18 protein-coding genes and 1 pseudogene are annotated in these 19,241 nt (G+C 67.2%); 13 read left to right on the top strand and 6 right to left on the bottom strand.

What is annotated here, in order from left to right; translation table 11 throughout:
* Positions 1-16: 16 nt before the first annotated feature.
* From fadD17 to AC5Y3Z_RS22550, 3 genes are read right to left on the bottom strand one after another with little or no spacing between them, the layout of a single operon-like run.
* The gene (fadD17, locus tag AC5Y3Z_RS22540; RefSeq protein ID WP_499919076.1) at positions 17-1,519 is read right to left on the bottom strand and encodes a long-chain-fatty-acid--CoA ligase FadD17; all 1,503 of its coding nucleotides are present in this window, start codon (positions 1,517-1,519) and stop codon (positions 17-19) included.
* A gap of 4 nt (positions 1,520-1,523) precedes the next feature.
* Positions 1,524-2,621 (bottom strand): acyl-CoA dehydrogenase family protein, encoded by a 1,098-nt coding sequence (locus AC5Y3Z_RS22545; protein ID WP_473140162.1) that lies wholly within the window; start codon positions 2,619-2,621, stop codon positions 1,524-1,526.
* A 25-nt stretch (positions 2,622-2,646) separates the two neighbouring features.
* Positions 2,647-3,828 (bottom strand): acyl-CoA dehydrogenase, encoded by a 1,182-nt coding sequence (locus AC5Y3Z_RS22550; RefSeq protein WP_463828379.1) that lies wholly within the window; start codon positions 3,826-3,828, stop codon positions 2,647-2,649.
* 227 nt (positions 3,829-4,055) lie between these two features.
* Here AC5Y3Z_RS22550 and AC5Y3Z_RS22555 point away from each other — a divergent pair, with 227 nt between their 5' ends.
* The 12 genes and pseudogenes from AC5Y3Z_RS22555 (at position 4,056) to AC5Y3Z_RS22610 (ending at position 15,858) form a co-directional block, all read left to right on the top strand.
* On the top strand, positions 4,056-4,247 hold the full coding sequence (locus AC5Y3Z_RS22555) for a ferredoxin (protein ID WP_463828380.1): 192 nt from the start codon (positions 4,056-4,058) through the stop codon (positions 4,245-4,247).
* 13 nt (positions 4,248-4,260) lie between these two features.
* Complete coding sequence (locus tag AC5Y3Z_RS22560) at positions 4,261-5,166, top strand: 3-oxoacyl-ACP reductase (RefSeq protein ID WP_463828381.1); 906 nt, start codon at positions 4,261-4,263, stop codon at positions 5,164-5,166.
* A gap of 240 nt (positions 5,167-5,406) precedes the next feature.
* Positions 5,407-6,171: an MlaE family ABC transporter permease gene (locus tag AC5Y3Z_RS22565; RefSeq protein WP_463828382.1), complete on the top strand. Its 765-nt coding sequence runs from the start codon at positions 5,407-5,409 to the stop codon at positions 6,169-6,171.
* A gap of 45 nt (positions 6,172-6,216) precedes the next feature.
* Positions 6,217-7,059 carry an MlaE family ABC transporter permease gene (locus AC5Y3Z_RS22570; RefSeq protein WP_463828383.1) on the top strand — a complete coding sequence of 281 codons (843 nt, stop codon included), beginning with the start codon at positions 6,217-6,219 and terminating at the stop codon, positions 7,057-7,059.
* Positions 7,060-7,064: 5 nt separating this feature from the next.
* Positions 7,065-8,270 (top strand): MCE family protein, encoded by a 1,206-nt coding sequence (locus AC5Y3Z_RS22575; RefSeq protein WP_473140163.1) that lies wholly within the window; start codon positions 7,065-7,067, stop codon positions 8,268-8,270.
* On the top strand, positions 8,270-9,322 hold the full coding sequence (locus AC5Y3Z_RS22580) for an MCE family protein (protein ID WP_463828384.1): 1,053 nt from the start codon (positions 8,270-8,272) through the stop codon (positions 9,320-9,322). The genes AC5Y3Z_RS22575 and AC5Y3Z_RS22580 overlap by 1 nt, the downstream gene beginning before the upstream one ends.
* Complete coding sequence (locus tag AC5Y3Z_RS22585; RefSeq protein WP_463828385.1) at positions 9,312-10,385, top strand: virulence factor Mce family protein; 1,074 nt, start codon at positions 9,312-9,314, stop codon at positions 10,383-10,385. Before AC5Y3Z_RS22580 ends, AC5Y3Z_RS22585 begins: the two co-directional genes overlap by 11 nt.
* A complete protein-coding gene (locus AC5Y3Z_RS22590) occupies positions 10,382-11,797 on the top strand; it encodes a virulence factor Mce family protein (RefSeq protein WP_463828386.1) in 1,416 nt (471 codons plus the stop codon). The genes AC5Y3Z_RS22585 and AC5Y3Z_RS22590 overlap by 4 nt, the downstream gene beginning before the upstream one ends.
* A complete protein-coding gene (locus AC5Y3Z_RS22595; protein WP_463828387.1) occupies positions 11,794-12,951 on the top strand; it encodes an MCE family protein in 1,158 nt (385 codons plus the stop codon). Before AC5Y3Z_RS22590 ends, AC5Y3Z_RS22595 begins: the two co-directional genes overlap by 4 nt.
* A 10-nt stretch (positions 12,952-12,961) precedes the next feature.
* Positions 12,962-14,644 (top strand): virulence factor Mce family protein, encoded by a 1,683-nt coding sequence (locus AC5Y3Z_RS22600; RefSeq protein WP_463828388.1) that lies wholly within the window; start codon positions 12,962-12,964, stop codon positions 14,642-14,644.
* A gap of 13 nt (positions 14,645-14,657) precedes the next feature.
* Positions 14,658-15,367: pseudogene (locus tag AC5Y3Z_RS22605) on the top strand (Rv1363c family protein).
* On the top strand, positions 15,367-15,858 hold the full coding sequence (locus AC5Y3Z_RS22610) for a mammalian cell entry protein (RefSeq protein ID WP_463828390.1): 492 nt from the start codon (positions 15,367-15,369) through the stop codon (positions 15,856-15,858). Before AC5Y3Z_RS22605 ends, AC5Y3Z_RS22610 begins: the two are co-directional and overlap by 1 nt.
* Before the next feature lie 6 nt (positions 15,859-15,864).
* Here the strand turns inward: AC5Y3Z_RS22610 and AC5Y3Z_RS22615 are convergent, their stop codons facing one another.
* The 3 genes from AC5Y3Z_RS22615 to AC5Y3Z_RS22625 all read right to left on the bottom strand — a co-directional run bounded on the left by AC5Y3Z_RS22615 (position 15,865) and on the right by AC5Y3Z_RS22625 (position 18,145).
* On the bottom strand, positions 15,865-16,443 hold the full coding sequence (locus AC5Y3Z_RS22615; RefSeq protein ID WP_463828391.1) for a hypothetical protein: 579 nt from the start codon (positions 16,441-16,443) through the stop codon (positions 15,865-15,867).
* Positions 16,444-16,523: 80 nt separating this feature from the next.
* The gene (locus AC5Y3Z_RS22620) at positions 16,524-17,981 is read right to left on the bottom strand and encodes an alpha,alpha-trehalose-phosphate synthase (UDP-forming) (protein WP_473140164.1); all 1,458 of its coding nucleotides are present in this window, start codon (positions 17,979-17,981) and stop codon (positions 16,524-16,526) included.
* Positions 17,981-18,145, bottom strand: coding sequence for a hypothetical protein (locus tag AC5Y3Z_RS22625; protein WP_463828393.1), 165 nt, complete (start codon positions 18,143-18,145; stop codon positions 17,981-17,983). Before AC5Y3Z_RS22625 ends, AC5Y3Z_RS22620 begins: the two co-directional genes overlap by 1 nt.
* Before the next feature lie 151 nt (positions 18,146-18,296).
* On the opposite strand from AC5Y3Z_RS22625, the gene AC5Y3Z_RS22630 reads away from it, so the two are divergent.
* A complete protein-coding gene (locus AC5Y3Z_RS22630) occupies positions 18,297-19,232 on the top strand; it encodes an enoyl-CoA hydratase (RefSeq protein ID WP_463828394.1) in 936 nt (311 codons plus the stop codon).
* The last annotated feature ends 9 nt before the right edge of the window (positions 19,233-19,241 follow it).

The following is a 19,241-nucleotide window of genomic DNA, read 5'->3' on the forward strand; positions in this document are numbered from 1 at the left end:
GCCATGGCACCGGAGCTCAGTGACGGATCGGGAAGACCGGATCGCCGCAGTCGACGCCCTCGGCCGAGAGCTGTCGTTTGAGCACCTTGAAGGTGACCGTGCCCGGCAACCCGGCGCTGATCCGCACGTACGACGGCCACTGCTTGGGTCCGAGGTCGGGTTGGTCGGCCAGGAAGGCGCGGAACGCGGCCGTGTCGAACTGTGCACCGTCGACCAGCACCAGCGCGGCCATCACCCGGTCGCCGACCACCGGATCGGGCACCGGGTACACCGCGGCTTCGCGTACCTGCGGGTGTCGCAGCAGGACCCGTTCGATCGGCGCGGTGCCCAGGTTTTCGCCGTCCACCCGCATCCAGTCGCCGAGTCGGCCGGCGAAGTAGGCGTAGCCGGCCTCGTCACGGTAGGCGAGGTCGCCGCTGTGGTAGATGCCGCCGGCCATCCGTTCGGCCTCGGCGGCCGCGTCGTTGTAGTAGCCCTCGAAGCGTCCCGGCCCGGCGGTGTTGACCACCTCGCCGACCACGCCCGGCGGGCACGGCTCGCCGGTCTCGGGATCGACGATCTCGATACCGGCCGGCAGCGGGCCCAGCGATCCGGCGGGGGTGTCGGGTGTCCGGGCGATCGCCACGCCACCCTCGGTGGAACCGAACCCGTCCTGCACCCGGCAACCGAACCGGGCGGCGAAGCGGTCGATGTCGGAGGGGACACCCTCGTTGCCGTACACCGCCCGCAACGGATTGTCGGCGTCGTCGGGTTGCTCGGGCGTGGCGAGCACGTAGGACAGGGGCTTGCCCACATAGTTGGCGTAGGTCGCGCCGTAGCGGCGGACGTCCGGCAGGAACTGCGACGCGGAGAACTTGCGCCGCAACGCCAGCGAGCCCCGGCAGGCCGCGGCCACCGCCCAGCCGACCAGCACCGCGTTGGAGTGGAACAACGGCATCGACACGTAGCAGACGTCGTCGCGGCCCAGGCCGAAGCGCTGCGCCATCGTCGAACCGGCAACCGCCACCTTGCCGTGGCTGCACTTCACCGCCTTTGGCTCGCCGCTGGTTCCCGAGGTGAAGATCAGCATGAAAAGGTCTGTGGGACAAGCAGATTGGAAATCAGACTGGGCGTCCCGGTGTGCGGCCAGCTCGGCGGCCCACGAATCGGAGTCGACGTCGACGTAATCGATGTCGTCGAGGGTGTGCGCCGATCCGGAGTCGGCCAGCACCAGCTGACAGTCGGCGTGGTCGATGTCGCGGGCCAGTGCGGCACCGCGGCGTACCGGGTTCAGTCCCACCGGGACGATGCCCGACATCCCCGCGGCCACCAGCATCGCGGAGAAGAACGGGGTGTTCTGCAGCAGCACACCGACGTGCGGCGGCCGGGCCGGATCCAGCCGGGCCCGCACCGCGGCCGCGATCGCCGCGCCGTGCCGCAGGTGATCGCGCCAACTGGTGAAGGAATCCTCGAAGTAGACGCCGCGGTCGCCGATCTCGGTCAGCGGCACCAGCAGGTCGGTGACGGTGGGATCGCTCACGGCACTAGGCCGGCGTCTCCGCCAGCTCACGGCCGATCAGACGCAGCTGCCCGGTCGCCCCACCCAGCGCGAACTCGGCCTCCTTGGCGGCCAGGAAGTAACGATGGACGGGGTGGTCGGTGTCCACCCCGACACCGCCGTGCACGTGCACGATGGTGTGCGCCACCCGGTGTCCGGCGTCGGCGGCCCAGAACGCGGCGGACGCCACGTCGATCTCGGCCGGAATGTCCTCGGCCACCTTCCACGCGGCCTGGGTCAACGTCAGTCGCAGTCCCTTGACGTCGATGTAACCGTCGGCCAGGCGCTGACCGACAGCCTGGAAGCTGCCGATCGGGCGGTCGAACTGCTCTCGGGTCCGGGCGTATTCGGCCGTCAGCTGCAGGCCGCGCTCCAGCACCCCGAGCTGGTAGGCGCTGCGGCCCAGGGCCGCGATGGTGCGCAACCAGGCCACCACGACACCGTCGCCCACTTTGCGGTCCGCCGGCACCTCGGTGCCGTCCAGGGACAGCTGCCCGACGCTGCCCAGGCCCGTGGTCTGCAACGGTGTCACCGTCACCCCCGGATCATCCGCGGCAACCAGGAATACCGCTGTGCCGGAATCGGTTTCGGCGGGCACCAGGAAGGCGTCGGCGACCGGCGCGAAACCGACCTGGGTGCGGGTGCCGGTCAATCGGTACCCCTCGCCGGACCCGGCGGCGCGCACCGGTCCCTCGCCCATCTCACCGGCCAGCGCCACCGTCAGGATCTTCTCGCCGCGCACCGCGGCAGCGCCCCAACTGCGCTGCAGCTCCTCGGAACCGAAGCGGGCCAGCGCACCGGACGCCAGCACGATCGAGTCCAGGTATGGCACGGCGGCCAGCTGGTGTCCGAGCGCGACCAGGATCGCGACCTGCTCGAGCACCCCGAACCCGTCGCCACCCACCTGGGTGGCGGCCGCGCTGGTCAGAATGTCGCTGTCGATCAGCTTGCGCCACAGCTCGCGGTCGAAGCGTTGCTCGAGGCCGTCGAGTTCCCGCTGACGTGCCGGCGTGCACACCGCGTCCACAATGCTGTCGACCAGGCCTCCGAGGTCCTGGGCCGCTTCGGTCGTCGAGAAATCCATGAAAAGGTCCGTCCTGTCAGAGGATTCAGCGGTTGGCCCGGGGCAGGCCGAGAGCGACCATGCCGATGATGTCGCGCTGGACTTCGTTGGTGCCGCCGCCGAAGGTCAGGATCAGGCAGGCCCGGTGCATGCGCTCGACTCGGCCCCGCAGCAGCGCTCCGGGGGAGTCCTGACGCAGGGTGGCCCCGGTGCCCAGCACCTCCATCAGCAGCCGGTAGGCCTCGGTCGCCAGCTCGGTCCCGTACACCTTGGCCGCCGACGCGTCCGCCGGATTCAGCGACTCGGCATCGGCCGAGGCCAGCTCCCAGTTGATCAGCTTGAGCACCTCGGCCTTGGCGTGCACCCGGGCCAGGTTGATCTGCACCCACTCCGAATCGATCAGCCGCGCGCCGCCGTCGTCCTTGGTGTTCTGCGCCCATTCACGAACCTCGCGCAGGGCCACGATGATCGGTTGTGCCGACACCAGTGCGACGCGCTCGTGATTGAGCTGATTGGTCACCAGCTTCCAGCCGGCGTTCTCCTCGCCGACCAGGTTGGTCACCGGCACCCGCACGTCGGTGTAGTAGGTGGCGCTGGTGTCGGGGCCGGCCATGGTGTGCACCGGCGTCCAGGAGAAACCCTCGGCTGTGGTCGGCACCACCACCATCGAGATGCCGCGGTGCTTCTTGGCTTCGGGATTGGTGCGCACCGCAAGCCAGACCCAGTCCGCGTAGGCGATCAGGCTGGTCCACATCTTTTGACCGTTGATCACGTAGTCGTCGCCGTCGCGCACCGCGGTGGTGCGCAGGTTGGCCAGGTCGGTGCCGGCGCCGGGCTCGGAGTAGCCGATCGAGAAGTGCAGCTCACCGGCGGCGATCTTGGGCAGGAAGAATTTCTTCTGCTCGTCGGTGCCGAACGCCATGATCGTCGGCGCCACGCTGTTGATCGTCAGGAACGGCACCGGGGCACCCGCGATGGCGGCTTCGTCGGTGAAGATCAACGAGTCCATCGGCGCGCGGTCCTGACCGCCGTACTCCCTGGGCCAGTTCAGCGTGAGCCAGCCGTCCTTGCCCATCTGCGCCACGGTCTCGCGGTACACATTGCCGGTGCCGTATTCGCCCTGCACCGAACTCAGTGCCTCGCGGCGCTCCGGGGTCATCAGCCCAGCGAAGTACGAGCGCAGCTCGCGACGCAGCTCCTCCTGTTCAGGGGTGTAACTGATCTGCATTCCCGCTGCCTCCGATCGAGCGACCGTGCCCAAAGAAAGTCTCAGTGCAGCCGCCGTCTTCGACACCAGCGGATACCCATCCGTCATCCCGGTTGTAACACGTTCTAGTCTGGGAATCCAGCGACCTTTCTGCAGATGTGCCGGGGCCTTATGGTGGTGCAAGATGAAGACCGAGTTCGGATTTACGCGTATTCCCTAACTCCCAGCCCAGGTTCAAGGAGGATGCCGTGCGAGTGAAAGTTGACCGTGACCGGTGCGAAGGTAATGCCGTGTGCTTAGGGATAGCACCGGACATCTTCGACCTGGACGACGAGGACTACGCCGTGGTGAAGACCGATCCCATCCCCGACGGCCAGGAGGATCTGGCCGAGCAGTCGATCGCCGAATGTCCGCGCGCCGCCCTGGTACGAGAAGACTAGAGGTATTCATAAATTGAGTAGCAGCACGAATGCGACCGATCTCTCCGGAAAGGTCGCGGTGGTCACCGGTGCCGCCGCCGGCCTGGGCCGCGCCGAGGCGATAGGTTTGGCTCGGTTGGGCGCCACCGTCGTCGTCAACGACATCGCCGCCGCCCTGGATGCCTCCGACGTCCTCGACGAGATCGGCACCGCCGGATCCAAGGCGGTGGCCGTAGCCGGTGACGTCAGTGCGCGCTCGACCGCCGACGAACTCGTCACCACCGCAGACGGACTGGGCGGGCTCGACATCGTCGTCAACAACGCCGGCATCACCCGCGACCGGATGCTGTTCAACATGACCGACGAGGATTGGGACCAGGTCATCGCCGTGCACCTGCGCGGCCACTTCCTGCTCACCCGCAACGCGGCCACCTACTGGCGGGCCAAGGCCAAGGAAGCGGGCGGCTCGGTCTACGGCCGGATCGTCAACACCTCCTCCGAGGCGGGCCTGGTCGGACCGGTCGGGCAGGCCAACTACGGCGCCGCCAAGGCGGGCATCATCGCGCTGACGTTGAGCGCGGCGCGCGCGCTGGGCCGCTACGGGGTGTGCGCCAACGCGATCGCCCCCCGCGCTCGCACCGCGATGACGGCCGACGTGTTCGGCGCGGCGCCCGACGACGGCGAGGTCGACCCTCTCTCACCCGACCACGTGGTGACCCTGGTCGGGTTCCTGTCGTCGCCGGCGGCCGCCGAAGTCAACGGCCAGGTCTTCATCGTCTACGGCCCGCGGGTGACGCTGGTCGCCGCCCCGACCGTCGAGCACCAGTTCGACGCCGGGGCCGACGCCTGGGATCCCGCCGAACTCAGTGCCGCGATGCAGGGCTACTTCTCCGGTCGTGACCCGGAACTCAACTTCGCCGCCACCGCGCTGATGGACTGACCACCGGTCATCTCCCGGCAACCGCGTGACGGGCCGTAGCCAGACGTCGAAATCACGCGTTTTCGCTGATGGAGGTGGAGTACCAGCTGTGCATCTTCGCCGCAAAATATTTGGGGGTTAATCGACACTCGGAACTTGTTCTAGTTAGTATGAGCCCGCTCACACCAGGCAACGAGTCATCCAACGGTGTGTTCCGGTCAAGAAAATGTCGCCGCGAGCCGCAGATTGGGGGACCCGTTTTTGTTGCAGCGAATTGCCGTACCAGCCCGGGCCGTCGGTGGCTTTTTCGAGATGTCGATAGAGACCGCACGGGCCGCCTTCCGGCGGCCGTTTCAGTTTCGGGAGTTCCTGGATCAGACCTGGATGGTCGCGCGCGTCTCCCTGGTGCCGACGTTGCTGGTGTCCATCCCGTTCACCGTGCTGGTCGCCTTCACCCTGAACATTCTGTTGCGTGAGATCGGCGCCGCCGACTTGTCCGGTGCCGGAACGGCTTTCGGCACCATCACCCAGCTGGGACCGGTCGTCACGGTGCTGGTGGTGGCGGGTGCCGGCGCCACCGCGATCTGCGCGGACCTGGGCGCACGCACCATCCGCGAAGAGATCGACGCGATGCGGGTGCTCGGCATCGACCCGATCCAGCGCCTCGTGGTTCCCCGGGTGTTGGCCTCGACGCTGGTTGCGCTGCTGCTCAACGGCCTGGTGTGCATCATCGGGCTGTCCGGCGGCTATGCCTTCTCCGTCTTCCTGCAGGGGGTCAATCCGGGCGCGTTCATCAATGGACTGACCGTGCTGACCGGCCTGCGCGAATTGATCCTGGCCGAAGTCAAAGCGTTGCTGTTCGGCGTGATGGCCGGGTTGGTCGGGTGCTATCGCGGCCTGACCGTCAAAGGCGGCCCCAAGGGCGTCGGCAACGCCGTCAACGAAACCGTCGTCTACGCATTCATCTGCCTGTTCGTCATCAACGTGGTCATGACGGCCATCGGTGTCCGAATCTCAGCGAAATAGGGACGAGGTAACGGTGGGGGTCAGGCGAGCGATGGTGAGTATGCGATGAGCTACGACGTCACCTTTCGCCTGCGCAATTTCTTCTCGAGGTTCGCCGAACCGGTCGACAACTTCGGCGAGCAGGCGTTGTTCTACGGCGAAACCTTCCGCTACGTGCCCAACGCGCTCACCCGCTACCGCAAGGAGACCATCCGCCTGGTCGCCGAGATGACGCTGGGGGCGGGCGCACTGGTGATGATCGGCGGCACGGTCGGCGTCGCGGCCTTCCTCACCCTGGCCTCCGGCGGGGTGATCGCGGTGCAGGGTTATTCATCGCTGGGCAACATCGGCATCGAGGCGCTCACCGGGTTCCTCTCGGCCTTCCTCAACGTGCGCGTCGTCGCGCCGGTCATCGCCGGAATCGCGCTGGCGGCCACCATCGGTGCCGGGGCGACGGCTCAACTCGGTGCCATGCGGGTGTCCGAGGAGATCGACGCCGTCGAGTGCATGGCGGTGCACTCGGTGTCCTACCTGGTGTCCACCCGGCTGATCGCCGGTCTGGTCGCGATCGTCCCGCTGTACTCGTTGTCGGTGCTGGCCGCGTTCTTCGCGGCCCGGTTCACCACGGTGTTCGTCAACGGCCAGTCCGCCGGCCTGTACGACCACTACTTCAATACCTTCCTGATCCCGTCCGACCTGCTGTGGTCGTTCCTGCAGGCGATCGTGATGTCGATCGCGGTGATGCTGGTGCACACCTATTACGGGTACAACGCCAGCGGCGGATCGGTCGGCGTCGGCATCGCCGTCGGGCAGGCGGTGCGTACCTCGCTGATCGTCGTCGTGGTGATCACCCTGTTCATCTCACTCGCCGTGTACGGTGCGTCCGGCAACTTCAATCTGTCGGGGTAACGGGCATGTCAGACACTGGATCGCGACGCACAGCCGGCCGGGTGGCCGCAGCGGTGCTGGGCGGGTTGCTGGTGGCCTCGGCGGTGTTGACCTATCTGTCCTATTCAGCCGCCTTCACCTCCACCGACACGGTCACCGTCTCGTCCAAGCGGGCCGGGCTGGTGATGGAGCCCGGGGCCAAGGTCAAGTTCCGCGGGATCCAGATCGGCAAGGTCGAGGACATCACCTACAGCGGTGAGCAGGCGCGGTTGAAGCTGGCCATCTACAGCGACGACATGCACTACATTCCGTCCAACTCGACGGTGCAGATCGCCGGCAACACGATCTTCGGCGCGAAGTCGGTGGAATTCATTCCGCCCGCCGGCGACAAAGCCGGGCCCCCGTTGCGCAACGGTGCGCAGGTGGAGGCCTCGGCGGTGCAGCTGGAAGTCAACACGCTGTTCCAATCGCTGCTCAACCTGCTGCGCAAGGTCGACCCGATCGAGTTGAACGGAACGTTGAGCGCGCTCTCCGAGGGCCTGCGCGGCCACGGCGATGACTTCGGGGCATTGCTCACCGGGCTCAACACCCTCACCCGCCAAGCGAATCCGAAACTGCCCGCATTGCAGGAGGATTTCCGCCAGGCGTCCGTCGCGCTGGGCTACTACGGTGACGCGGCACCCGACCTGGACACCGTCGTCGGCAACCTGCCGACGATCAACCGGACCGTGGTGGATCAGCAGCAAAACCTCAACACCACGTTGCTGGCCACGATCGGGCTGGCCAACAACGGCTACGACACGCTGGCCCCGGCCGAACAGAACCTGATCGACACGGTCAACCGGCTGCGCGCCCCGCTCAAAGTGGCCGCCGACTACTCGCCGGAGTTCGGCTGCCTGCTGGCCGGAATCGACCGCGGCATCAAGGAATTCGCACCGCTGATCGGGGTGCGTAAGGCGGGCCTGTTCACCTCGTCGAGCTTCGTGATCGGCGCCCCCGCTTACACGTACCCGGAGAGCCTGCCGCTGGTGAACGCCTCCGGCGGCCCGAACTGCCGCGGCCTGCCCAACATCCCGACCAAACAGACCGGCGGCTCGTTCTACCGGGCGCCGTTCCTGGTCACCGACAACGCGCTGATCCCCTACGAGCCCTACACCGAGTTCCAGTTCGACGCGCCCTCTACGCTGCAGTTCCTCTTCCACGGCGCCTTCGCGGAACGGGACGACTTCTGATGGCCAGCGGGGCAATGCCGTCGCACCGGTCGATGGTGATCAAGGTCAGCATCTTCACGGTGGTCATGTTGCTGGTCAGTGCGGCGCTGGTGGTGGTGTTCGGTGACTTCCGGTTCGGTTCGGAGAGCACGTATCACGCCACCTTCATCGACGCGTCGAAGCTCAAGGGTGGTCAGAAGGTCCGCATCGCCGGTGTTCCGGTCGGCGCGGTCTCGGGGGTCAAACTCAACCGCGACAACACCGTCGACGTGGAGTTCGGCGTCGACTCGCGCTACACGCTGTACTCGTCCAGCCGTGCGGTGATCCGGTACGAGAACCTGGTCGGCGACAGGTTCTTGGAGATCACCTCCGGGCCCGGCGAGCTGCGCAAGCTACCGGCCGGCGGAACCATCAACTCTGCGCACACCCAGCCCGCCCTGGATCTCGACGCACTGCTCGGCGGACTCAAGCCGGTGCTCAAAGGGTTGGACGCGGACAAGATCAACGCGATCAGCGGCGCGGTCATCGAACTGCTGCAGGGGCAGGGCGGAGCATTGTCCAGCGTGCTCGCCGACACCAGTGCCTTCTCTTCGACGCTGGGCAAGCGCGACCAGCTGATCGGCGACGTGATCACCAACCTGAACACCGTGCTGGGCACCATCGACCAGCGCAGCGCCCAGTTCTCGACCAGCGTCGACCAACTGCAGCAGCTGATCGACGGACTCGCCAAGAACCGGGACCCGATAGCCGGTGCGATCCCGCCGTTGTCGTCGACGGTGACGGATTTGACCGACCTGCTGCGGAATTCGCGCCGGCCGCTGCAGGGCGTACTGGAAAACGCCCGGCCGTTCGCCACCGAGTTGGACACCCGCAAAGCCGAAATCAACAACGACATCGAGCAATTGGGCGAGGACTACCTGCGGCTGGCCGCACTCGGCACGTACGGTTCGTTCTTCAACATCTATTTCTGCTCGGTCACCATCAAGATCAACGGGCCGGCCGGTTCGGACATCCGGCTCGGCCTGGGCGGCCAGGTCGATTCGAGCAAGGGGAGGTGCGCCTTTGCCAAGTAGCAAGCCGAGCAGCCAACGTGACCGTGATCCGCTGCGTACCGGCGTCATCGGCCTCACGGTGGTGATCTGCGTCGTCCTGATCGCCTTCGGCTACGCCGGGTTGCCCTTCTGGCCGCAAGGCAAGACCTACGCCGCTTATTTCAGCGACGCGGCCGGTATCACCTCAGGCAACAATGTGCTGGTTTCGGGCGTCAAGGTGGGCAAGGTCTCCGACGTCAGCCTGGCCGGGGACACCGCCAAGGTCACCTTCACCGTGGACCGGCACGTCGAAGTCGGCGACCAGTCGCTGGCCGCCATCCGCACCGACACCATCCTCGGTGAGCGGTCGATCTCGGTGAGCCCGGGCGGCCGCGGCCACGCGACGGTCATCCCGCTGAGCCGCACCACCACGCCCTACACGTTGGCCGGCGCGCTGGAGGATCTCGGCCAGAACGCCACCAATCTGAACAAGCCGCAGTTCGAGCACGCGTTGCAGGTGCTGACGAACACCCTGCACGACGCGACGCCGGGCCTGCGCGGCGCTCTGGACGGCGTCACCACGCTGTCCCGCACGCTGAATTCCCGCGACGAGGCGCTGCAAGGTTTGCTCACCCACGCCAAGTCGGTGACCGCGGTGCTGTCCGATCGCGCCGGGCAGGTCAGGCAGCTGGTCGACGACGGCAACCAACTGTTCGCGGCCCTCGACGAACGCCGTGCCGCGCTGGGTTCGCTGATCTCCGGTATCCAGGGCGTTTCCGCGCAGCTCTCCGGCTTCGTCAACGACAACCGCAGGGAGTTCGGCCCGGCGTTGTCCAAGATCAACGATGTGATGGCCAACCTCAACGAGCGGCGGGACTACATCACCGAGGCCCTCAAACGACTGCCCACCTACGCCACCACGCTGGGGGAGGTGGTGGGCTCCGGACCCGGCTTCAACGTCAACGTCTTCGGCGCGATCCCCGCGCCACTGGTCGCGGCGATGTTCGACTTCGTCTTCCAGCCGGGCAAGCTGCCCGACAGCCTCGCCGACTACCTGCGCGGCATGATCCAGGAGCGCTGGACGATCAGGCCGAAGTCGCCATGACCACCGCGAAGCGATTCGGCAGCAAAGGCCTGCGGACCGTCACCGTCGTGGCCCTGGTGGCGGCGCTGTTGGGCGGCGCCTACGTGCTGTTCTCTGCCGGCGGCGGTGGGCGCAAGCTGACCGCCCACTTCACCTCCGCCGTCGGGCTTTACCCCGGGGACCAGGTACGCATCCTGGGCGTTCCGGTCGGCGAGATCGAGTCGATCGAGCCGCGGGCCTCCGACGTGCTGATCACGATGACCGTCGGCGACGACGTCAAGATCCCCAAGGACGCCAAGGCCCTGATCATGTCGCCGAACCTGGTGGCGGCGCGGTTCATCCAGCTCACCCCGGCCTACACCGGCGGCGCGGTGCTGCCCGACGGCGCGAGCATCGACTTGTCGCGCACCGGGGTCCCGGTGGAGTGGGATGAGGTGAAGAAGTCGCTGACCGACCTGTCGGTGTCGCTCAGCCCGGCGGCGGGCGAAATGCAGGGCCCGCTGGGCGCGGCGATCAACCAGGCGGCCAACACCCTCGACGGCAACGGGCAGTCGTTCCACAGCGCGCTGCTCGAGCTCGCACAGGTGGCCGGGCGCCTGGGGGATTCGCGCAGCGACATCTTCGGCACCGTCAAGAACCTGCAGATCCTGGTCGACGCGCTCTCGCAGAGCAACGAGCAGATCGTGCAATTCGCCGGCCATGTGGCGTCGGTGTCGCAGGTGCTGGCTGACAGTACCCGCGATCTCGACCAGACCCTGGGCACTCTCAACCAGGCGCTCACCGACGTCCGCGGTTTCCTGCAGGAGAACAATTCGACACTGATCGAAACGGTCGATCAGCTCAAGGACTTCACCCAGACCCTGAACGACCAGAGCGACAACATCGAGCAGGTGCTGCACGTCGCGGGTCCCGGCATCACCAACTTCTACAACATCTACGACCCTGCGCAGGGCACCCTGAACGGGCTGCTCTCGCTGCCGAACTTCATGAACCCGGTGCAGTTCATCTGCGGTGGTTCCTTCGACACCGCGGGCGGCCCGTCGGCTCCCGACTACTACCGGCGCGCCGAGATCTGCCGCGAGCGGCTGGGACCGGTGCTTCGCCGGCTGACCGTCAACTACCCGCCGATCATGTTCCACCCGATCAATACCATCACCGCCTACAAGGGCCAGATGATCTACGACACCCCGGCGACGCAGGCTAAAGCCCAGATGCCGATTCCGGAGCTGACCTGGATTCCGGCCAAGGGTGCCGGGCAGCAACCCGCGCCCGGCAATACCACCGACCTGCAGGGCCTGTTCGTCCCGACGGCTCCGGGGCCGGCCTCGCCGCCGGGATACGGCCCGGCGCCGGGTCCCGCCACAGCGCCCGCCCCGGGTCCGTTGCCCGGTCCCGCCGGGCCGCTGCCCGCCGAGCAGGGAGCCGGCAGATGAGGCGAATCTGGTTGCGCGCGGGTGTTTGTGCGCTCGGTAGCACGCTGCTCGCCGGCTGTTCCTTCGGCGGACTGAACTCGCTGTCGATGCCCGGGACCGCGGGCCACGGCGGTGGTGCGTACTCCATTACCGTCGAACTCAAGGATGTGGCGACACTGCCGCAGAACTCGCCGGTGATGGTCGACGACGTCACCGTCGGCAGTGTGGCCGGCATCGCCGCCGAGCAACGTGCCGACGGATCCTTCTATGCCGCAGTGAAACTGGCGCTGGACAAGAACGTGGTGTTGCCCGCCAACGCCATTGCGCGGGTCTCCCAGACGTCGCTGCTGGGTTCGCTGCACATCGAACTCGCCCCGCCGGTCGGTAAGCCCGCCTCGCCGAACAAGCTGCGGGACGGGTCGCGCATCATCGAGGCCAACACCGGCCGCTTCCCCACCACCGAGGAGGTCTTCTCGGCGCTGGGCGTGGTGGTCAACAAGGGCAATGTGGGTGCGCTGGAAGAGATCACCGACGAGACGTATCAGGCGGTGGCCGGTCGGCAGGGACAGTTCGTCGACCTGGTGCCGCGCCTGGCCGAGTTGACGTCCGGGCTCAACCGGCAGGTCAACGACATCATCGGCGCCATGGAGGGGTTGGACCGGTTCTCGGCGATCCTGGCGCGCGACAAGGACAATCTGGGCCGGGCGCTGGACACGCTGCCCGAAGCGGTCCGGGTGCTCAACAAGAATCGCGACCACATCGTCGAAGCGTTCAGTTCGCTGCGTCGGCTGGCCAACGTCACCTCGCACGTGCTGTCCCAGACCAAGGTCGACTTCGCCGCCGACCTCAAGGATCTGTATTCGGCGCTCAAGGCGCTCAACGACAACCGCAAGAACTTCGTGACGTCGCTGCAGATCATGCTGACGTTCCCGTTCCCGAACTTCGGCATCAAGCAGGCGGTGCGCGGTGACTACCTCAACGTGTTCACCACGTTCGACCTGACCCTGCGCCGGCTGGGGGAGACGTTCTTCACCACCAGCTACGCGCTCGACCCGAACATGATGCACATGGACGAGGTGCTCACTCCGCCCGACTTCCTGATGGGCTCGCTGGCCAACCTGTCCGGACAGGCGGCCGACCCGTTCAAGATTCCGCCCGGCACGGCAGCACAGTAGAGGCGGGACGATGATAGACAGACTCACCAAGATCCAGCTGTCGATTTTCGCGATCATCACGGTCATCACCCTGGCCGTGATGGCGATCTTCTATCTGCGGTTGCCGGCCACCTTCGGCATCGGAACCTACCGTGTGAGTGCCGATTTCGTGGCCGGCGGGGGTCTGTACAAGAACGCCAACGTCACCTTCCGCGGCGTGGCGGTCGGCCGGGTCGAATCCGTCGGGCTGAACAAGAGTGGCGTCACCGCCCAGATGCGGCTCAACAGCGGAACCCCGATTCCGGCGAACGTCACCGCCACCGTGAAAAGCGTGTCGGCGATCGGCGAGCAGTACATCGACCTGGTGCCGCCGGCGAACCCGTCGCCGGGCAAGCTGCGCAACGGCGCCAAGATCGACCGGGCCAACACCCAGATCGGGCAGGACGTCGCCGATTTGCTGAAGCGGGCGGAGACACTGGTCAACAGCCTGGGTGACACCCGGTTGCGCGAAGTCCTGCACGAGGCGTTCGTGGCGACCAACGGCACCGGCCCGGAATTGGCCCGGTTGGTCGAGTCGGCACGGTTGCTGGTGGACGAGGCCAACGCCGACTACCCGCAGGTCTCGCAGCTGATCGACCAGGCCGGGCCGTTCCTGCAAGCCCAGGTCCGCGCCGGCGCCGACATCAGGACCCTGGCCGACGGGCTGGCACGGGTGACCTCCCAGGTGCGGGTCGCCGACCCTCGGCTGCGCGACACGCTGGCCACCGCCCCGGGCGCGATCGACCAGGCCAACGAGACGTTCAGCGGCATCCGCCCGTCGTTCCCGGCGCTGGCGGCCAACATGGCGAATCTCGGCCGGGTCGGCGTGATCTACCACAAGTCGATCGAGCAACTCCTGGTGGTCTTCCCGGCGCTGTTCGCGGCCATCACCACCGCGGCTGGTGGCGCGCCGCAGGACGAGGGCGCGAAGCTGGACTTCAAGCTCGACCTCAACGACCCGCCGCCGTGCAGCACCGGTTTCATCCCCGCGCCGCTGATGCGCACCCCGGCCGACGAGACGGTGCGCGAGGTCCCGCGCGACATGTACTGCAAGGCAGCGCAGAACGACCCCACCACCGTGCGCGGCGCCCGCAACTACCCGTGCCAGGAGTTCCCCGGCAAGCGGGCACCCACGGTCCAGTTGTGCCGTGACCCGCAAGGGTTCGTGCCGATCGGCAGCAACCCGTGGCGCGGCCCGCCGGTCCCGTACGGCACTCCGGTCACCAACGGGTTGAACATCCTGCCGCCCAACCACTTCCCGTACATTCCGCCGGGAGCGGACCCCGATCCGGGCATCCCGATCGCGGGCCCACCGCCGCCCGGGGTGGTGCCGGGCCCGGGTCCGGCTCCGCATCAGCCGGCGTTCAACCATCCGCCGCCCAATGACAGCGGGCCACCGCCGGGCAACCCGTCGTACATGCCGCCGGGTGTGCCGCCGGTGCCGCCGCAGCTGCCGTACCCGAAGTACCTCGAGCCGCCGGGTCCGCCGCTGGGCACCGGCCCGGCGCCCGGTCCCGAGCCGCAGGCCGCCGGTCCGGCGTACACGACGTACGACCCGGCTACCGGACGGTTCGCCGACCCGGCCGGTGGCACTGGTATCTTCGCGTCCGGCGTGAGCGGCACGTCCACCGCCGAGAATTGGGTGGACCTGATGCTGGCGCCCAAAGCGTTCTGACGAGCAAGATTCAGTGGTTCCGGTGGTGACAGAAACACAGTCGACGACCCCGCGCGTACGCCGCAAGGCGTCGCGGGCGGCGGGACCGCCCACGGCCGAAACGAACGGCAAGAGCCCCGCCCGAGCGATGCCGCGGTTGAGGCGACGACACCGCGGACGGTCCAACTCGACAAACGCACCGCAAAGGCCAGACCGCCGCGGCGACGGCAGCCGCACCGGCGGTTGGTCGGCTGGATTTCGCTGGCGGCCGCGATGGTGACAATCGCCGGGCTGACGGCGGTGGTCACCGTCCTGCTGCTCCAGCACCGGCACGCCGACGCACGTCAGGCCCGCGAGCAGCGTTTCGTCGACGCCGGCAAGCAGACCGTGGTCAACATGTACAGCTACACGCCGGACACCATCGACGAGTCGGTCAACCGGTTCGTCAACGGCACCAGCGGGCCGCTGCGCAGCAAATTCGGCACCGAGAGCATCGAGTTCCTCAAATCGCTGTACCGCAAGACCAACGCGACTTCGGAGGCCGTCGTCAACGGTGCCGCCCTGGAGGGCATCGACCCGGTCAGCAACAACGCGTCGGTGCTGGTGGCGGTGCGGGTGACGGTCGCCGACATCGACGGCGTGAACAAGCCGTCCGAGCCCTACCGGCTGCGGGTCATCGTGCACGAGGACGACGCCGGCCGGATGACCGGTTACGACCTGATGTACCCCAACGGGGGTAACTGATGCGCTGGTTGCGGTGGCTGTTCACCGCCGCCGCCAGCCTGGCGATCGCGCTGGTGGTGGGGCTGTCGGCGGCCGGGGGCTGGATGTACTGGGACCGGGTGGAGGCACGCGGCGAACAGGCGGCGCGCGATACCCTGCCGAAGCTGGCCGAGAAGGAGATCCCGCAGGTCTTCGGCTACGAATTTCAGACCGTCGAGCGCACCCTGACCGAAGCCTTTCCGCTGCTGACGCCCGCGTATTTGCAGGAGTTCCGCAAGGGCGTCAACGAGCAGATCATCCCCGAGGCCAAGAAACGCGAGGTCGTGGTACAGGCCAGCGTGTCCGGCGTGGGAGTGATGTCGGCCAACCGGAATTCGGCGGCGGTCATGGTCTACATGAACCGCATCGTGACCGACAAGACCCGCCAGCCCATCTACGAGGGCAGCCGGCTCCGGGTGGAATTCCAGCGCATCGACGGCAAGTGGCTGATCGCCAAGATCGCGCCTATCTGAGCTCGACTAGAAGCACATCGCGTATTCGTTGCAGTTCAACGGATACCGCTCGACCGGGCTGGGCGGCGGGCCGATCAAGGCCAGGGAGAACGGCTGCTTGGTCATCCCCGGCTGCAGGCCGCACACCGCGTCGTTGAGGATGGTGTGGGTGCCCGACATCGTCTCGTCGCTGAACGCATAGGTTTCGTGGGTTTCGGCGAATCCACCGCCCGGACACGAAATGCCCTCTGATTTCTTGACATCCAGGGTCCACAGCATGCTGCTCATCCGGGCCCGGCCGCTGAAGTTCTGCAGATGTTCGGCCCGGGTGTTGTTGGCCGGGGTCGTGCTGACCACGTTCAGCGCGCAGTTCATGGCGAAGACGATCGGGTCCGAATAGTCGTTCATATTGCGGGTTCCCGACGGTTGAACGCACAACGCGCTGATGGCCCAGACGGCGCCGGACACACCGGCCTGGTTGAAGGCGTAGCTGCCGTCGGCCGGCGGTCCGATCGCATGGGCCGGCGTGTCGGAATCCAGCGCCATCCCCACAGCGACGGCCGTGCTCACGACGGCGCTGACGGCCAGTCCGCGACGGATCTTCACGAAACTCTCCCTATCGGTGCTCGTTCCCACGCCGAGCGCTGCACCTGAGTATCACAGCGTTTCGGCGGCAGCACCATGGTTCAGTCGGAGCCGTTCGGACGCCCATCGGCCAGCGCGTCCAAAAAGGCCCGCGCCCAACGGTCCACGTCATGGGCGAGCACCTGGCGGCGCAGCGCGCGCATCCGGCGCCGGCCCTCTTCGTCGGACTGGGTGAGCGCGGCCTCGATCGCATCCTTGACACCTTCGAGGTCGTGCGGGTTGACCTGGTAAGCCTGACGCAGTTCTGCTGCGGCGCCGGTGAATTCGGACAGCACCAGGGCCCCGCCCAGGTCGCCGCGGCAGGCGACGTACTCCTTGGCCACCAGATTCATGCCGTCGCGCAGCGGGGTGACCAGCATGACGTCGCTGGCCACGAAGTACGCGACGAGTTCGTCGCGCGGGACCGGCCGGTGCAGGTAGTGCACCACCGGGTGACCGACCTCGGCGTACTCGCCGTTGATGTGCCCGACCTGCCGCTCGATGTCGTTGCGCAGGATCTGGTAGCTCTCGACCCGCTCCCGGCTGGGGGTGGCCAGCTGGACCAGCACGGTGTCGTCCCGTTTGGCGCGCCCCTCGTCGAGCAGCTCGTTGAACGCTTTGAGCCGCACGTCGATGCCCTTGGTGTAGTCGAGGCGGTCGACACCGAGCAGGATCTTGCGCGGGTTGCCCAACTCGGCGCGGATCTCCCGGGCCCGGCGGCGGATGTTGCGGTCGCGGCCCGCCCGATCCAGCTCACTGGAGTCGATCGAGATGGGGAAGGCGCCCACCCGGACCTTGCGGTCGTCGAGCTGCACTTCGCCGAAGCGGGAGCGCACCCCCACGGCTCCCCGCGAGGTCTCGACACCGACCAGCCGCCGGGACAGGATCAGGAAGTTCTGGGCACCGCCGGCCAGGTGGAAGCCCACCAGGTCGGCCCCCAGCAACCCCTCGATGATCTCGGTACGCCACGGCAACTGCATGAAGAGCTCGACCGGCGGGAACGGGATGTGCAGGAAGAATCCGATGGTCAGGTCCGGCCGCAACTCGCGCAGCATCTTCGGCACCAGCTGCAGCTGGTAGTCCTGCACCCAGACGGTGCCACCCTGGGCGGCGGCGCGCGAAGCCGCCTCGGCGAACCGGCGGTTGACATCGACATACCGCTCCCACCACTCGCGGTGGTAGGCCGGCTTGACGATCACATCGTGATAGAGCGGCCACAGCGTGGCGTTGGAGAACCCTTCGTAGTACTGCGCGACATCCGCGGCGCTGAGCCGGACCGGATACAGCTGCAGGTCGTCCTGGGCGATCGGCGCGTCTTGCTGTGCGACGTCGTCGTCAACGACCCCGGGCCAGCCGATCCAGGCCCCGCGCCGCTTGCGCAGCAGCGGCTCCAGGGCCGTGACCAGGCCGCCGGGGCTGCGTTTCCAGTTGACGGTGCCGTCGGGGAGCCGTTCCTGATCGACCGGCAGACGGTTGGCGACGACGACGAAGTCAGAGTCCCCGCCACCCTTGGGAGCCATTAGTTGTCGAGTTTCGCCGGCCCGATACCCAGCATGGACAGAAAGACCCGGCACTCGTCGGCGTCGTTGGCGTATGCGGCGACAACGCGTCGAGCCTGGCTGGCCGTGCTGTCGGCCAGCGGTTCCACGTCGCCGATGTCACCGTGGTCGGTCTTGGTAGGCATTACTCAACTGTAAGGGAAGCCGGGTCGCCGGCGCTTTCTAGTCCGGCACCCGGGTCGGCGTGCTCACCGGGGCGCGCCGCCCCAGCTACGGCCCGCTTACAGACCGTCCGTAATGTGTAAAGACCTAGCCCGTGACAAGTGAGGTGGGCGCATGACACTCTCCGATCAGGACAGCGCCGAGGCGCAGGAGTACCAGGCCCCGGAAATGGTGGCCTACGAGACCCTCGACGAGGGTCGCATCGCACGCATCTGGTTGAACCGACCGGCCGAGCACAACGCCCAGAACCGCACCCTGCTGGTGCAGTTGGACGAGGCTTTCCGGCGCGCCGAGGCCGACGACACCGTCCGGGTGGTGATCCTGGCCGCCCGGGGCCGCAACTTCTCCGCCGGCCACGATCTGGGTTCGGAGGCCGCGCTGCTGGAGCGAAAGCCCGGCCCGGCCCAGCACCCGACGTTCCAGTCGCACGGCGCCACCTTGACGCCGATCGTGGAGAAGCTCTACCACCAGGAGTGGCACTTCTTCTTCGAGAACACCGCCCGCTGGCGCGATCTGCGCAAAATCACCATCGCGCAGGTGCAGGGCAACGCGATCTCGGCGGGGCTGATGCTGATCTGGGCCTGCGACCTGATCGTCGCGGCCGACAACGCGAAGTTCAGCGACGTGGTCGCGGTGCGGCTGGGCATGCCGGGCGTCGAATATTATGCGCATCCCTGGGAGTTCGGGGCGCGCAAGGCCAAAGAGCTGCTGTTGACCGGTGATTCGCTGGACGCCGACGAGGCCTACCGGTTGGGCATGGTGTCCAAGGTGTTCCCGGTGGACGAGCTGGAGGACAAGACGCTGGAGTTCGCGCGCCGCATCGCCGAGCGACCGACGATGGCCGCGCTGCTGGTCAAAGCTTCGGTGAACGCCGCGTCGGACGCGATGGGGTTCACCGAGGCGCTGCGGCACGCGTTCCACGTCCACGAGCTAGGGCACGCGCACTGGGCGGCCCACAACGAGAACAGATTCCCGGTCGGGCTGCCCCCGGACGTCGAGGACTGGCGTACCGCCAGGCCGACCAAGATCGCCCGTCGCGACGAGCCCTGACCGAGAGAG

This window comes from Mycobacterium sp. NGS61 (genome assembly GCF_059812325.1).